The organism is Stenotrophomonas sp. TEPEL (assembly GCF_004348785.1).
Classification (GTDB): domain Bacteria; phylum Pseudomonadota; class Gammaproteobacteria; order Xanthomonadales; family Xanthomonadaceae; genus Stenotrophomonas; species Stenotrophomonas indicatrix.
In genome coordinates, this window is sequence record NZ_QQXJ01000001.1 from 1165130 (window position 1) to 1180917 (window position 15788).

General features: G+C 66.4%; 13 protein-coding genes and 1 tRNA gene. 10 read left to right on the forward strand and 4 right to left on the reverse strand.

The annotated features are described in order from the left end of the window. Positions 1–97 precede the first annotated feature (97 nt). From leuS to TEP_RS05205, 8 genes are all read left to right on the forward strand, one after another. Entirely contained in the window at positions 98–2737 is a 2640-nt protein-coding gene (gene leuS, locus TEP_RS05170; RefSeq protein WP_132824513.1) for a leucine--tRNA ligase, read from the forward strand. A 139-nt stretch (positions 2738–2876) separates the two neighbouring features. Then, positions 2877–3452, forward strand: coding sequence for an LPS assembly lipoprotein LptE (lptE, locus tag TEP_RS05175; protein WP_132824514.1), 576 nt, complete (start codon positions 2877–2879; stop codon positions 3450–3452). Between the two features lie 12 nt (positions 3453–3464). Then, entirely contained in the window at positions 3465–4502 is a 1038-nt protein-coding gene (gene holA, locus TEP_RS05180) for a DNA polymerase III subunit delta (RefSeq protein WP_132824515.1), read from the forward strand. 3 nt (positions 4503–4505) lie between these two features. After that, positions 4506–5171 (forward strand): nicotinate-nucleotide adenylyltransferase, encoded by a 666-nt coding sequence (gene nadD / locus TEP_RS05185; RefSeq protein WP_025879296.1) that lies wholly within the window; start codon positions 4506–4508, stop codon positions 5169–5171. Between the two features lie 58 nt (positions 5172–5229). After that, positions 5230–5643 carry a ribosome silencing factor gene (gene rsfS / locus TEP_RS05190; protein ID WP_049467016.1) on the forward strand — a complete coding sequence of 138 codons (414 nt, stop codon included), beginning with the start codon at positions 5230–5232 and terminating at the stop codon, positions 5641–5643. 34 nt (positions 5644–5677) lie between these two features. Further along, positions 5678–6136, forward strand: a complete 459-nt coding sequence (gene rlmH, locus TEP_RS05195; RefSeq protein WP_132826455.1) for a 23S rRNA (pseudouridine(1915)-N(3))-methyltransferase RlmH — start codon at positions 5678–5680, stop codon at positions 6134–6136. A gap of 22 nt (positions 6137–6158) precedes the next feature. Then, positions 6159–6235: transfer RNA gene (locus tag TEP_RS05200), tRNA-Asn, on the forward strand. A 159-nt stretch (positions 6236–6394) separates the two neighbouring features. After that, on the forward strand, positions 6395–7345 hold the full coding sequence (locus tag TEP_RS05205) for an alpha/beta hydrolase (RefSeq protein ID WP_132824516.1): 951 nt from the start codon (positions 6395–6397) through the stop codon (positions 7343–7345). A gap of 19 nt (positions 7346–7364) precedes the next feature. Here TEP_RS05205 and arcD read toward each other — a convergent pair whose 3' ends face one another. From arcD to TEP_RS05225, 4 genes are all read right to left on the reverse strand, one after another. Then, entirely contained in the window at positions 7365–8786 is a 1422-nt protein-coding gene (gene arcD / locus TEP_RS05210) for an arginine-ornithine antiporter (RefSeq protein ID WP_132824517.1), read from the reverse strand. A gap of 108 nt (positions 8787–8894) precedes the next feature. Then, on the reverse strand, positions 8895–11729 hold the full coding sequence (locus TEP_RS05215; RefSeq protein ID WP_132824518.1) for a TonB-dependent receptor: 2835 nt from the start codon (positions 11727–11729) through the stop codon (positions 8895–8897). A gap of 216 nt (positions 11730–11945) precedes the next feature. Beyond that, positions 11946–12602: an energy transducer TonB gene (locus TEP_RS05220; RefSeq protein ID WP_132824519.1), complete on the reverse strand. Its 657-nt coding sequence runs from the start codon at positions 12600–12602 to the stop codon at positions 11946–11948. 220 nt (positions 12603–12822) lie between these two features. Then, on the reverse strand, positions 12823–13560 hold the full coding sequence (locus TEP_RS05225) for an SIMPL domain-containing protein (RefSeq protein ID WP_025879289.1): 738 nt from the start codon (positions 13558–13560) through the stop codon (positions 12823–12825). 129 nt (positions 13561–13689) lie between these two features. On the opposite strand from TEP_RS05225, the gene TEP_RS05230 reads away from it, so the two are divergent. Together TEP_RS05230 and rng are read left to right on the forward strand one after the other, a co-directional pair. Beyond that, complete coding sequence (locus tag TEP_RS05230; RefSeq protein WP_025879288.1) at positions 13690–14298, forward strand: Maf family nucleotide pyrophosphatase; 609 nt, start codon at positions 13690–13692, stop codon at positions 14296–14298. Further along, positions 14291–15778, forward strand: coding sequence for a ribonuclease G (gene rng, locus TEP_RS05235; RefSeq protein ID WP_025879287.1), 1488 nt, complete (start codon positions 14291–14293; stop codon positions 15776–15778). Before TEP_RS05230 ends, rng begins: the two co-directional genes overlap by 8 nt. Positions 15779–15788: the final 10 nt, after the last annotated feature.

Below are 15788 nucleotides of genomic sequence, written 5' to 3' on the forward strand. Positions count from 1 at the left end.
CCGCAGCCACGCCGCGCGCCGGTCCGGCAGGCAGGATTGGAGCCATTTGCCGCACTGCGGTACGCTGTACCGCTTTGCCGCCGCAACCGCGTGTTACATGACCAGCGTCGAACCCAACGTTTACGATCCGCAGCAGGTTGAATCCGCCGCCCAGCAGTACTGGGATGCTACCCGTGCCTTCGAGGTCGATGAAGCCTCGGACAAGCCGAAGTACTACTGCCTGTCGATGCTTCCGTATCCGTCCGGTGCGCTGCACATGGGCCACGTGCGCAACTACACGATCGGCGACGTGATCAGCCGCTACAAGCGCATGACCGGCCACAACGTCCTGCAGCCGATGGGCTGGGACGCGTTCGGCCTGCCGGCGGAAAACGCCGCGATCAAGAACAAGACCGCGCCGGCCGCCTGGACCTACAAGAACATCGACCACATGCGCAGCCAGCTGAAGTCGCTGGGCTATGCCATCGACTGGTCGCGCGAGTTCGCCACCTGCCGCCCGGACTATTACGTCCACGAGCAGCGCATGTTCACCCGCCTGATGCGCAAGGGCCTGGCCTACCGCCGCAACGCGGTGGTGAACTGGGACCCGGTCGACCAGACCGTGCTGGCCAACGAACAGGTCATCGACGGACGCGGCTGGCGCTCCGGCGCGCTGGTGGAAAAGCGCGAGATCCCGCAGTGGTTCCTGCGCATCACCGACTACGCCCAGGAACTGCTGGACGGCCTGGACGAACTGGACGGCTGGCCGGAGTCGGTCAAGACCATGCAGCGCAACTGGATCGGCCGCTCCGAAGGCCTGGAAATCCAGTTCGACGTGCGTGATGTCGATGGCACCGCACTGGATCCGCTGCGCGTGTTCACCACCCGTCCGGATACCGTGATGGGCGTGACCTTCGTGTCGATCGCGGCCGAGCACCCGCTGGCCCTGCATGCGGCGAAGAACAATCCGGAACTGGCCGCGCTGCTGTCGGAAATGAAGCAGGGCGGCGTGTCCGAGGCCGAGCTGGAGACCCAGGAAAAGCGCGGCATGGATACCGGCCTGCGCGCCATCCACCCGGTCACCGGCGAGAAGGTGCCGGTGTGGGTCGCCAACTTCGTGCTGATGGGCTACGGCACCGGCGCGGTGATGGCCGTACCGGGCCACGACCAGCGCGACAATGAATTCGCCAACAAGTACAACCTGCCGATCCGCCAGGTCATCGCGCTGAAGTCGCCGCGCAAGGACGAGGGCGCCTACGACGCGACGCGCTGGCAGGACTGGTACGGCGACAAGACCCGCGAGACCGAACTGGTCAACTCCGACGAGTTCGACGGCCTGGACTTCCAGGGCGCCTTCGAAGCGCTGGCTGAACGGTTCGAGCGCAAGGCCCAGGGCCAGCGCCGGGTGAACTACCGTCTGCGCGATTGGGGCGTGAGCCGCCAGCGCTACTGGGGTTGCCCGATTCCGGTGATCTACTGCGACAAGTGTGGCGCGGTGCCGGTGCCGGAAGACCAGTTGCCGGTGGTGCTGCCTGAAGACGTCAACTTCGTCGGCACCGGTTCGCCGATCAAGGCCGATCCGGAATGGCGCAAGACCACCTGCCCCGATTGCGGCGGCGCGGCAGAGCGTGAGACCGACACCTTCGACACCTTCATGGAGTCGAGCTGGTACTACGCCCGCTACACCTCGCCGGGCGCCCGCGATGCGGTCGACAAGCGTGGCAACTACTGGCTGCCGGTGGACCAGTACATCGGCGGCATCGAGCACGCGATCCTGCACCTGATGTATTTCCGCTTCTACCACAAGCTGCTGCGCGACGCGCGGATGGTGGACAGCAACGAGCCGGCGCGCAACCTGCTGTGCCAGGGCATGGTGATCGCCGAGACCTACTACCGGCCGAACCCGGACGGCTCGAAGGACTGGATCAACCCGGCCGATGTGGAAGTGCAGCGCGACGAGCGAGGCCGCATCACCGGCGCCACCCTGATCGCCGACGGTCAGCCGGTGGTGGTCGGTGGTACAGAGAAGATGTCCAAGTCGAAGAACAACGGCGTGGACCCGCAGGCGATGGTCGGCAAGTACGGTGCCGACACCGTGCGCCTGTTCTCGATGTTCGCTGCACCGCCGGAACAGTCGCTGGAATGGAACGAAGCCGGCGTGGACGGCATGGCCCGTTTCCTGCGCCGCCTGTGGGCACAGGTGCACAAGCACGCTGCCGACGGTGCCGCACCGGCGCTCGACGCGGCCGCACTGGATGCCAGCCAGAAGGCCCTGCGCCGCAAGACCCACGAGACCATCGGCAAGGTCGGTGACGATTACGGCCGCCGCCACAGCTTCAACACCGCGATCGCCGCAGTGATGGAGCTGATGAACGCGCTGGCCAAGTTCGAGGACGGCAGCGAGCAGGGGCGCGCCGTGCGCCAGGAAGCGCTGCAGGCCATCGTGCTGCTGCTCAACCCGATCACCCCGCACGCCAGCCACGCCCTGTGGCAGGTGCTGGGCCATGGCGAAACGCTGCTGGAAGACCAGCCGTTCCCGCAGGCCGACAGCAGTGCGCTGGTTCGCGACGCGCTGACCCTGGCCGTGCAGGTCAATGGCAAGCTGCGCGGCACGATCGAGGTCGCCGCCGATGCCGCGCGCGAACAGGTTGAAGCGCTGGCGCTGGCCGAGCCGAACGCGGCCAAGTTCCTGGAAGGCCTGACGGTGCGCAAGATCATCATCGTCCCCGGCAAGATCGTGAACATCGTCGCTGCCTGATGTACCTGGCACCGGCCGCCATCGTGGCGGTCGGTGCGTTGTCGCCACGCCGGGCACGCCCGGCCGATGGCCCTGCGTTCACGCGGCCTCGGGCACCCTGTCTGTTGCCGTGATCGCCCGGCTCCGCCAGACTGTCTCCATGACCCGAATCCTGCTTGCCCTCGTTCTCGTCCTCGGCCTCGCCGGCTGCGGTTTCCACCTGCGCAACAAACTGATGCTGCCGACCGACACGGCGCCGGTGAAGGTGGTCTCCACCGCGCCCTACAGCGAGCTGGTCAAGCTGTTGAACCGCAGCCTGCTGGCCTCCGGTGCGCGCTTGGCCGATGAGGACAGCAAGGGCCCCAACGCCCAGCTGCAGGTGCTGTCCGAACGCTGGGGCGACCTGCCCATCGCGATCGACTCGCAGGGCCGCGCGCAGGAATACAGCCTGCGCTATGCGGTGATCTTCATCTTCCGCCGCGAAGACGGCAGCGAGCTGGTGCCGCAGCAGGTGATCGAACTGTCGCGCGACTATGTGTCGCCGCCAACCGACGCCACCGGTACCACCACCGAACGCGAGATCCTGGCCGACGAACTGCGGCGGGAAATGTCCGCCTCGATCATCCGCCGTATCGACAGCGTGGTCCGCGCCGAACTGGAAAAGGGCGGCAGCCTGTCGGCGCCGAAGCCGGTCGAGCACGATCCGATCGAGCCCGCACCCGCCGTCCAGCACTGAGCCGGGCGCCCGATGGAACTGCGACCGGAACAGTTGGCCGGGCAGGGCGCTGACACGGCGCTGGCGCCGGTCTATCTGATCGCCGGTCCGGAAACGCTGCGTGTGCTGGAGGCGGCTGATGCCGTGCGTGCCCGTGCACGTGCGGCCGGCATCGACGAGCGCGAAGTGTTCGATGCCGATGGCCGTGATTTCGACTGGAACCAGCTCGACGCCAGCTTCAATGCCCCCAGCCTGTTCAGTGCCCGCCGCCTGGTGGAAGTGCGCCTGCCCAGTGGCAAGCCGGGCAAGGAGGGTGGTGAGGTGATCAGCCGGTTCTGTGCCAACCCGGCGCCGGACGTGATCCTGATGATCACCGCCAACGAATGGAGCAAGGCCCACCAGGGCAAATGGGCCGAGGCGGTGAACCGCGTCGGCGTGCTGTCGGTGGCCTGGGCCATCAAGCCGCATGAGCTGTCGGACTGGATCGAACGGCGCCTGCGCGGCAGGGGCCTGCGCGCCGAACCGGCGGCCGTGCAGCGCTTGGCCGAACGCGTGGAAGGCAACCTGCTGGCGGCTGCGCAGGAGATCGACAAGCTCGTATTGCTGGCCGACGGCCAGACCCTGGACGTGGAACGGATGGAATCGCTGGTGGCCGATGCTGCCCGCTACGACGTGTTCCGGTTGGTGGAAGCCACCTTCTCCGGCCAGCCCCAGGCGGTATTGAGGATGCTGGCCGGGTTGCGCGGCGAAGGCGAGGCCGTGGCCGCGCTGATGCCGATCGTGATCCGCGAGCTGTTGGCCGGTGCCGGCCTGGCACGGGTACAGGCACGCGGCGGCAATCTGGCGGCGGAGATGAAATCCCGGGGTATCTGGGAATCGCGGCAGGCGCCCTACAAGCGCGCGCTGCAGCGGCATCCGGAAGGCAAGCGCTGGGAACGTTTCGTGGCCGAAGCAGGGTTGGTTGACCGCATCGCCAAGGGCCGCGCAGACGGCGATGCCTGGCTTGCACTTGAGCGCCTGCTGGTGGCGGTGGCCGAAGCGCGTGCGGTGCGGCTGCTCGCCCGGGCCTGATCCATGAGCCTTCGGATCTATTACGGGGGCACCTTCGACCCGGTGCATCTGGGCCATCTGGCAATCGCGCGCGCTGCGCGCGATGAACTGCAGGTGGCGGTGCGCATGCTGCCTGCTGCCGACCCGCCGCATCGCGCGGTACCGGGCGCGACCGCCGAGCAACGCTGCACCATGCTCGGCCTGGCCATCGGCGATGAGCCGGGCCTGCTGCTGGACCGGCATGAGCTGGATCGGGCCGAGCGCTTCCCTGGCCGACCTTCCTATACCGTCGATACCCTGCGCGAACTGCGGGCCGAACTGGGCCCCAGCCGCCCGCTGGCGTGGCTGGTGGGGGCCGACAGCCTGCTGGGCCTGCCCAGCTGGCACGAGTGGCAGGCGTTGTTCGGTCTGGCCCATTTCATCGTTGCCGAGCGGCCCGGCAGCCCGCTGCGGGCCAGTGTCGACGGCGCGCTGGGCCAGGCCACCGAGGGGCGCTGGGCCGACAACGAGCAGGCCCTGTTCACCAGCCCGGCCGGCCGCATCCTGCGCCTGCACCACCCGCTGCGGGTGGAATCGGCCAGTGCCGTGCGCGCCCAGATCGCCGCGGGCGGCCCGTGGCGGGCCATGCTGGCACCGGCGGTGGCCGACTACGTTTCTGGCCACGGCCTGTACCGCCCCGCCACCTCGTGAATACGGTTGCCGCGCTGTGCCCGTATAATCGCCCCCACGTTTATCGAGTCGACCCGCTTTGAGCAACCAGACCCAGCCCCAGACCATCAAGGTCGATCTGCCCAGCCCGCCGCCCTCCGTGCCGGAACTGCTGGCCAGCGTCCGTCAAGCCACCGAAGACCTGAAGGCCAAGGACCCGGTCGAGATCGACGTACGCGGCAAGTCCAGCGTCGCCGACTACATGGTGGTCGTGTCGGGTACGTCGACACGCCATGTGAAGTCCATCGCCGACGAAGTCGTGCGCTTTGCCAAGAACATCGATGTCATGCCGCTGGGTGTTGAAGGCGAGCGTGAAGCCGAATGGGTGCTGGTCGACCTGGGCGACGTCATCGTGCACGTGATGCTGCCGCGCGTGCGCGAGTTCTACGCGCTCGAGCGCCTGTGGACCGTTGGCGACCAGCCGCCGTCCCACGAAGACGACGAAGTGGCCTGAGCCATTCGTTGATGCGGTTTTCGACGGCGCCCGCCTGATCGCCACCGGCGAACGCGCGCCCAGCTGGGTGGCGCAGGGGTTTGCCGAGTACCAGAAACGGCTCTCGCACTGGCTGCCCTTTGAACTGGTGGAGATCGAGCCCGGCCTGCGTGGCAAAGGTCGCGATGCACGCCGCGCCACCGAGGACGAAGGCAAGCGGGTGATCGCTGCGCTGCCAAAGAATGCCTATGTCGTTGCCCTGGACGTACCGGGCCGCCAGCTCAGTTCCGAACAGCTGGCGCAGCGCCTGGAGCATTGGCGCGGACAGGGCAGGGACCTGGCGTTCCTGATCGGTGGCCCCGAAGGGCATTCGCCGGAAGTGTCTGCACTGGCCGATGAAAAGTGGTCGATCGGCCCGCTGACGCTGCCGCACATGCTGGTGCGGCTGGTGGTGGCCGAGCAGTTGTATCGCGCTGCTGCGATGTTGGCCAATCACCCCTACCATCGCGCGTGAAGAGTCGTTATACTGGCGGTCTGCCCGAATAGCTCAGCCGGTTAGAGCACTTGACTGTTAATCAGGGGGTCGTTGGTTCGAGTCCAACTTCGGGCGCCACATTCAAGAGGCCTGCATCGCAAGATGCAGGCCTTTTTTATTGTGTCGCGCCGCGCAGTCGCGTGCGGCGGTAGATCCACGCCATGCGTGGATGCATGGCGCGCGATCTTTCGAGCGGACTCGACTCTACACTGCAGGTCCATCACGTGGATGTTGACGATGCGCGCTCGCTTTGCATTTCTCCTGCTGATGGTCCTGCTGCCGTCTACCGCATCTGCAGCCGCGCCTGCTACCTGGCACCCGCCAGCCGGTACCACCGAATTCCCTCTCTGGCCCGATGGGCAGGTGATGGCGCCACCGAAGCTGAAAGGCCGCGAGCAGGTCAGCGAAAACGTGTCCAAGGCCAGTGGCGAGCGCTGGATGATGCTGCAGAACGTGGCCGTGCCCACGCTCACCGTGTTCCCGCCGAAAGGCTCGCCCAACGGAACGGCAGTGATGGTGATACCGGGTGGTGGCTACAACGTGCTGGCGATCGACCTGGAAGGCAGCGAGATCTGCGATTGGCTGACCGCGCAGGGCGTCACCTGCGCACTGCTGAAGTATCGCGTACCGGCCTCGGGACCGAACTGGGACCGCGAATGCAACTGCCGCGACATCCCGGCCGTGCCGATGGCCTTGCAGGATGCGCAGCGGGCAATGGGCCTGCTGCGTGCGCAGGCCGCGCGCTGGATGATCGATCCACAACGGTTGGGCGTGATCGGCTTCTCGGCCGGCGGCCATGTGGTGGCGGGGTTGAGCACGCATGCGCAGCGCAGCTATGCACCGCTGGATGCGGCCGACGTGCAGTCCAGCCGGCCGGATTTCGCGATGCTGCTGTATCCAGGGCATCTCTGGGTACGCAAGGATGATTCGCTGGAAAAAGACATCGTGGTCGATGCAAAGGCGCCGCCGACGTTCATCGTGCAGGCCACCGATGACCCGACGGACGATGTCCGTCATGCATTGGTCTATCACCGCGCACTGATCGATGCCGGCGTGCCGGTTGAAATGCATCTGTTCGCGCACGGCGGCCACGCGTTCGGCCTGCGCCTGAAAGATGCGCCGGTGTCGGCATGGCCCAGCCTGGCAGAACGCTGGATGCATGACATCGGCATGCTGACGAAGCACTAGCGTCGGGCGTGGCTCGGCCTTACAAGGTCAGCGCACCACGGGCGAACGCCACCAGCGTAGCGATCGCCACCACCAGGATCGCGCCGAACAGCACCCATTCCCAGCGCGTGAACACCCGCTCGCCACGCTGGCGCCGGGTCAACGCGTACAGCACTACGCCCGGCACATACAGCAGTACCGACAGCAGCAGGTTGTCCAGGCCACCGGCATACACCAGCCACAACGCATAGGCGCTGGCCAGCAGCGCGACGATGAAGTCGCGCCAGCGGGCGCCGGCCGCGCTGGCGTATGCCTCGCCCTGCCAAGCCAGCTTCACGCCGAATGCGCTGGACAGGAAGTACGGCACCAGGCTCATCGACGCCGCCAGCAGCACCAGGCTGGTGTAGCTGCCCGAATTGAACAGCACCAGCAGCAGGAACAGCTGGATCAGGCCGTTGCTCAACCACAGCGCATTGGCGGGCACGCCGCGCGCGTTCTCGCGGCCGAGAAAGGCCGGCATCGTGCCATCGCCAGCGGCGGCAAACAGAACCTCGGCGCACAGCAGCACCCATGCCAGCAGCGCGCCCAGTACCGAGATGATCGAGCCGATGATGATCACCGTCGCCCCCCATTCGCCAACGATCGCGCGCAGCACATAGGCCATCGAGGGATTGGGCAGGCCGGCCAGTTCGGCCTGCGACAGCACACCCATCGACAGCAGGCTGACCAGCACCAGCAGCAGCCACACGCCGAGGAAGCCGATCACGGTGGCGCGGCCGACATCGGCGCGTCGTGCCGCGCGCCGCGAATAGATGCTGGCACCTTCGATGCCGATGAACACCCACACGGTGACCAGCATCATCCCGCGCAGCTGCTGGCCCATGTCGCCCAGCGCGGGAGCGCCGAAGAAGTCGGCGCGGAACACGTCCATGCGGAATGCGCCGGCTGCCAGGATCAGGAACAGCGCAATCGGCACCAGCTTGGCCACGGTGACCAGGCCATTGATGATCGCCGCGGTGCGCAGGCCACGCAGTACCAGCAGGTGCACGGTCCACAGCAACAGCGACGATGCGGCGATGGCGGCCGGTGTATTGCCTTCGCCGAACACCGGTGCGAAGTGGCCGAGACCGCTGAAGATCAGTACGAAGAAACTGGCGTTGCCGAGCACCGAAGCGACCCAGTAGCCCCACGCGGCGGAGAAACCGATGTAGTTGCCGAAGCCTTCGCGCGCGTACGCATAGATGCCGGTGTCCAGGTCGGGGCGGCGATTGGCCAGGGCCTGGAACACGAAGGCAAGCATCAGCATGCCGGCACCGCTCACCGCCCAGCCGATCAGCGCGGCGGCCGGGCCGGCGCTGCGCGCCACGTTCTGCGGCAGCGAGAAGATGCCGGCACCGACCATCGAGCCGACCACCAGTGCGGTCAGTGCGGCCAGGCCAAGGCGTTGGTTGGAAGAGGGCATCGCGCCGGTCGCAGGAGAAGGTGCACCCATGATGGACGCTGACGCGTGTGTAGAAAAGCAAAGGCCCGGGCGTGAGCCCGGGCCTTTGCGGGTGACGCTGCAGCAGGATTACTTGAAGGTGTACTTGGCGCCGACGGTGAAGTAGCGACCAATGGCACCGCTGAAGTGCAGCGGGTTGTAGTTCACGCCACCGTAGGTGGTCGGATCGAGCGGAGCGATGCGGTCGAACACGTTCTGCACCGAGGCGTTCAGCTCGAAGGCTTCGGTGATGTTCCAGCGGCCGGACAGGTCGAAGGTGGTGAACGAGGAGATCTTGGTGACGTCGGTACCGTCGGCATAGGCGAACTGGTAAGAGCCGTCCGGGCCACGGAAGTCCGTGTTCTCCATCTTCGAGATGTAGTTGGCAACGCCGCTGACGCTCCAGCTGCCCTGCTTCCAGGTAGTGCCGAAGTTGATGCGGTTCTTCGGCGTGCCGATGCAGTTGGTCACATCGCAGTTGCCATGGGTGCCGGCGTAATCCCTCGTGACATCGGCATCGGTGCGCTCGAACTTCAGCACGTGGCTCCACTGCAGGTCCATTTCCAGCTGACCCGGGCCAATGTCAAAGGTCTGGCGGATATCGGTATCGATGCCGCGCACGCGGGTCGATGCAGCGTTGATGTACTGCGTGTTTACCGCCAGGATGCTGCCGGTGCCGGGAACGCCGTTGAGCAGGTTGTTGTCGCGCAGCACGTTGCCTGCAGCGATGGCTGCGCCGGTATCGCCCTGGGCGATTTCATTGGTGCGCTTGATCTGCCAGGCATCGACGGTCAGCGAGGTGGAGGAGGTCGGCTGCAGCACGATGCCCACCGAATAACTCTTGGACTCTTCCGGCTTCAGATCCTTGTTCGGGCGGGTGATGATGGCGACCGGCAGGGCGCCGCAATCGTCGTCCGTTGCACCGGGGGCCGGATTGCCGCCCGGGCAGCGCACAGGGTCGGCGGCATTGGAGAACGCTGCCAGGCCGCCATCGCCGTTTTCAGCCGGATTGGGGGCACGGAAACCTTCTGCATAGCTGCCACGGAGCGCGATCCAGTCGGCCGGGGTCCACTTGATACCGACCTTGGGCGTCGCCTTGCCTTCGCCGCTTTCATACTTGTCATAGCGCATGGCGGCCGACAGTTCCAGCTGCTCCAGCACCGGCGCCGACAGTTCGACATAGCCGGCATACACGTTCTGGGTGCCGTCGTAGGCCGAGTAGCCCAGGCCGATGATGTCACCCTGGTCGGTGTAGGTCTGCGGGGTCAGGCTGTTGCTGGTCTTGCGCCACTCGGTGCCCATCGCCAGGCCCAGCGGGCCACCCTTCAGATCCATCAGGCTGCGCGACACGGTGAAGTCGAACATGTCCAGGCTGGACTTGGCGCGTGCGCTGATCTGCGGCGAGATGTAGTCGTACAGTGCCTGCGAATTGAGGTTGGCATTGTCGCCGATGCGCCACACACCGCCGGCACAGTTCGGATTGCCCAGTGCGCACTGCACGGCGCTGTAGCGCAGGAAGCCGGTGCGCTTGTTGACCAGATCGGTGCCGGAGTGCAGGTAGGCGGTGTCGTAGCTCCAGTCACCCCAGTTGCCCTTCACGCCAACCAGGAACCGGTTGAACTCGTTGGTGTTGTTGGTCACGCGCGGACCGACATCCCACGCCGAATAGCGCAGGCGCGAGGCCTGGCCCGGGATCGGATTGTCCGGATGGTTCGGGCCAAGCACCGTTGCCCCGTCGCCGCTGTTGGCGTTGACCGGGCCGCCGGGATAGCCCCAGCCGCCGGACACGCCCGACGGCGTGTTGCTGAAGGTGGTTTCCTTCTTCGAGTAGCCGATTTCGGTGTAGACCTCACCGCCCTCGCCAAAGGCGAAGCTGGCGCGGCCGAACACGTTGACGTACTTCTCCTCCGGGGTCAGGTCACGGTACAGCTGGTTCGGATCCCACAGGCAACCTTGGGCCTGTGCGGTGGCCTCGGTCTGGCCGGGGATCGTGGTCAGGCCGGCGCAGCCCGGCAGCGCGACCAGGAAGGCGGGATTGTCTTCGTCTACATTGCGGTCGTCATATACCGCGCCGGTGGGGCCCACGCCACCGCGGGTGCGGCCGGACAGGAAGGCGCCACCCAGGAACTGGGCATTGTTGCCGTAGCCCCACGGACGGATATCGCCGGTGCCGATCCACTTGCGGTTCTTGCGGTCGCTGATCTTGATCGCGTCGGTCTTGCCGACATCCAGGCTGAAGAACGCATTCCAGCCATCGGTTGCGAGGTCGCCGGTACCGGCGGTCAGGGTGGCCTTTTTGGCATCGCCATCGCCGTCGCCGGAAATGCCGTAGGAGCCGCGCAGGATCGCGCCCTGGAAGTCGCTGCGCAGGATGATGTTGACCACGCCGGCGATGGCATCGGAACCATAGATCGCCGAGGCGCCGTCCTTCAGCACTTCCACGCGCTCGACAGCGTCGAGGGGAATGGTGCTGAGGTCGGTGAACACCTTCTGGCCGTCATCGGCCAGGCCATAGGTCGCCATGCGGCGGCCGTTCAACAGCACCAGTGTCGAACCGGCACCAAGGCCGCGCAGCGAAATGCCTGCGCCACCACCGGCGAAGCCGTTGCCGAAGGTCTTCGGAATCGAACCGGAACCGTCAGCGGTCAGGGTCTGCAGGTACTCGGCCACCGTGGTCTTGCCGGTGCGATCGATTTCCTGGCGGGTCACCACCTGCACCGGCGACGGTGTCTCGGTGTTGGTACGCGGAATGTTCGAACCGGTGACGGTGATCCGGTCAAGGTTGGTGGCCTGTTCCTGCGCGAAAGCAGAAGAGGAAGCCACGGCCCCGGCGAGCAGCAGGGCACCGCCGGTGAGGATATGGGTAATGGACGTTGCCAGGTGGTTGCGGCGGCGGCTGGCGGGCCGTTGGATCGGGTGTTTCACAGCTTCTCTCCTGACTGGAAAACTCGAGCATTGAGGGCTGTCTCCGGTGTGTCCCGGGACGCGTCAATCTAGGTTTCCGGCAGGTGACGAAGGTGTGAAGTTTTACTAAATTCGTAACGGTTTTCCAACGGATCGCAAATAACCGGGCAGCTTGGCCCTGTTTCGGCCCATTCACCGTTGTGACCGGCCCGGCGNGCTGCCGGGCCGGTCGGTGGCTCAGTCGGGCAGGGAGAACTGCACGGGCACCATGCCGATGGCGGGAACGGCCATGCCGTCACGCTCGGCCGGCACGAAACGCCAGTGGCGCAGCACCTGCTGGCGGGCGGCCTGGTCGAGGCTGCGCGAGCCGCTGCTGCGTTCGATGCTGACGTTCACCGGCTGCCCGCTGGGGTCCACCTCCACCCGCAGCAGCACCGTGCCCTGTTCGTGATTGCGCAGGGCCTGGATCGGGTAGCTGGGCGGCGGGTTGTTGCGGTACTGCAGCTGGGCGCCGGCCAGCGGCGTGGACGGGGCAATGGTCGGCGCAGCCTGCACCGCGGTCGGCTCGGCCGCCGGCAGGATGATGCCTTGGGCCTCCTCGACCGTCGCGGTGGGCGTCGGCAGTGGTGCGGGCACCGGCGTGGCCTGCCGCTTGTGCACCACCTCCACCTTTTCAGGCTCGGTCGGCACCGGCAGCGGCTCGATCGGCTTGGGCTCTTCCCTGGGAATGAACCGTACCGTGGTCTGATCGCGCGGCAGCGCGGTAATGGCCTGGTAGGTCGCCGGGATCAGCAACAACAGGAACGCGAGCAGATGCAGGGCGATGGCCGCACTCCAGGCGGCAACGCGGGCGGGATCGAAGTGCAGGGGTACTACGGGATACGTACGAACCATGGTCCACCTCCATGCCAGTGTCGAAGTCCTCAACGCACCAGGGCCGCCATCGGGGTTGCCGCACGCGGCTGGCAGTCAATCATTAGCGCGCTGCCTCCACCACTGCCTAGAGGCAGGGGCGGCAGCGTTGGGCTGGCCTTCATGTAACGCTGCCGGCACGGCGGCGGTGGAAACGAAAACGGCGCCCCCGCAGGGCGCCGTCGGTTGAACGGAAGGAGCCTCAGCGGCCCAGTTCGAACACCACGTCCAGGTTCACCGAGACGGTCGATTCACCCGGGGCGACCGGGGTGGCCTTGTCCATTGCCATGCCGGCGGCCTGCGCACGCATCATCGGCATCGGGCGGAAACCGCCACCGGCGTTCTCGGAAATGCTGACAATGCGGCGCACCTGCAGGCCAAGCGACTTGGCATAGGTCTGGGCACGGGCCTGGGCCTTCTTCAGTGCCGCCAGGCGCGCTTCGTCATAGACCGGCTCGGGCTGGTCGATCTCGAACTGCGGGCCGTTGATCTGGTTGGCGCCCTGCGCGGCCAGCGCGTCCAGCACCTTGCCGAGCTTGGCGATGTCGCGGACCTTCAGGCTGACGGTGTTGCTGGCCTGGTAGCCGGTGATCTTCGGGGCTTCGTTGTCGGCATAGCGGTACTGCGGGTTGAGGCTGACGCCGCTGGTCTGCACGTCGCGCTCGGCGATGCCGGCGGCCTTGATCGCAGCCAGTACCTTGTCCATCTGCTGGGCGTTCTGGCGCATGGCGCTGTTGCCGTCGGCGGCCTGGGTGACCACGCCGGCCGACAGCGTGGCCACGTCCGGCACGCGGGTGGCTTCGGCGTTGGCCGAGATGTTCAGCAGGGTGCCTTCGGCCGCGGCGGCGATCGACGGCGACGACGGGTCGGCATGGGCGGTCATCGAAGCTCCAAGAGCGAGGGACAGGGCAAGCAGCAGCGGGGTGGCGGTGCGACGCATGGGATCTCCTTGTTGTGGCGGTGAGGGTGGTGTCGTAGCGATGAACGCGTTGTGAGTCCGTTCGGGGTTGCAGGCGCCGGGAAGGATTGTCCGACGATTCAGGTACCGGCGTCAGGTTATGCTGTGTCGATGCTCTATCTTGCTTCCCGCTCCCCCCGACGCAACCAGCTGCTGGCCCGACTCGGACACCCTTTCCAGGCGTTGGACCTGGAGGTCGTCGAGCAGCGCGCGGCCTCTGAAAGTGCCCAGGACTATGTCTGCCGGGTCGCCGCCGACAAGGCGCGCGCCGGCCTGGCACGGGTGCTGGCCGATGACCCGCAGGCGCGGGTGCTGGGCTCGGATACCGAAGTGGTGCTCGATGGCGAAGTATTCGGCAAGCCGGCCAACGCGGCCGACGCGCGGGCGATGCTGGCACGGCTGGCCGGGCGCACCCATCAGGTGATGACCGCCGTGGTGGTGGTGGACGCGCGCGGGCTGGACAGCGAACTGGTTGTTTCCGAGGTCACCTTCGCCGCCATCGAGTCCGCCGACATCGCTGCCTACGTCGCCACCGGCGAGCCGCTGGACAAGGCGGGTGCCTATGCCATCCAGGGCGGTGCCGAGCGCTGGATCGAACACCTTTCCGGCAGCTACTCCGGTGTCATGGGGTTGCCGTTGCTGCATACCGATCGTCTGCTGGCACGCTGCGGCGTGCTGGCCCCAACTGCTGATGCCGCCAGGGAGGCTGCCGATGTCTGAGGAAATCCTGGTCAATGTGACCCCGCGCGAAACCCGGGTCGCGGTGATCGAGAACGGCATGCTGCAGGAACTGCACATCGAGCGCGGTTGGCGCCGGGGTGTGGTCGGCAACATCTACAAGGGCAAGGTACAACGGGTCATGCCGGGCATGCAGGCGGCATTCGTCGAAGTGGGCCTGGAGCGCGCCGCGTTCCTGCACGCCAACGACGTGGTGCGGCCGGCGCCGGTGGCCAGCGCCGATACCGAGAACACGACCCTGCCGCCGCCGTCCAGCGTGCCGATCGTGGAGCTGCTGCGCGACGGCCAGGACATCGTGGTGCAGGTGGTGAAGGATCCGATCGGGACCAAGGGCGCACGCCTGACCACCCAGATCAGCATTCCCTCGCGCTACATGGTGCTGCTGCCGCAGTCGAAGGTGGTGGGCGTGTCGGCGCGCATCGAGGACGAAGGCGAGCGCGCGCGGCTGAAAGCGCTGGTGACCGAACTGTCGGCCCAGCACGGCGGCTACGGCTACATCGTGCGCACCAATGCCGAGGGCCAGCCGGCCGAGGCCATCGCCGAAGACATCGCCTACCTGTCACGGGTGTGGAACGTGGTCGAGCGCCGCGGCCGCGAGGCGGCGTCGTGCAGCAACATCTATGAAGACCTGAGCCTGCCGCTGCGTTCGGTGCGCGACCTGATCCGCAAGGACGTGGACAAGGTAAAGGTGGACTCGAAGGAGACCTTCGCCCAGCTGCAGGCGTTCGTGGCCAAGTACATGCCGGTGCTGGCAGAGAAGATCGAGCTGTACAGCGGTGATCGTCCTATCTTCGACATGTTCGGGGTCGAGGACGAGATCGGCCGTGCGCTGGACAAGCAGGTACCGCTGAAATCCGGTGGCTACCTGGTGATCGACCAGACCGAGGCGATGACCACCATCGACGTCAACACCGGCTCGTTCCTCGGCCAGCGCAACCTGGAAGAGACGGTGTTCCGCACCAACCTGGAGGCCGCGCAGGCGGTGGCCAGGCAGCTGCGCCTGCGCAACCTGGGCGGCATCATCATCATCGACTTCATCGACATGGATGACGCCGAACATCGCCGCCAGGTACTGCGTACCCTGGAAAAGGCGCTGGCCCGCGACCATGCCAAGACCACGGTGTACGACTTCTCGCCGCTGGGCCTGGTGGAGATGACGCGCAAGCGCACGGTGGAAAGCCTGGAGCGCCAGCTGTCGGAAACCTGCCCGCAGTGCAGTGGCCGCGGCACCATCAAGACCACCGAAACGGTGACCTACGAGATCTTCCGCGAGATCACCCGCGCGGTGCGCCAGTTCGATGCCGCGCGCCTGCTGGTGATCGCGTCCAGCAAGGTGGTGGCGCGGATCACCGATGAGGAATCCACGGCCGTGGCCGAGCTGGAAGAGTTCCTCGGCAAGAGCATCCGCTTCCAGGCGGACGAGCAGTATCTGCAGGAGCAGTTCGATGTTGTTCTGCTCTGATCCAGGCCGG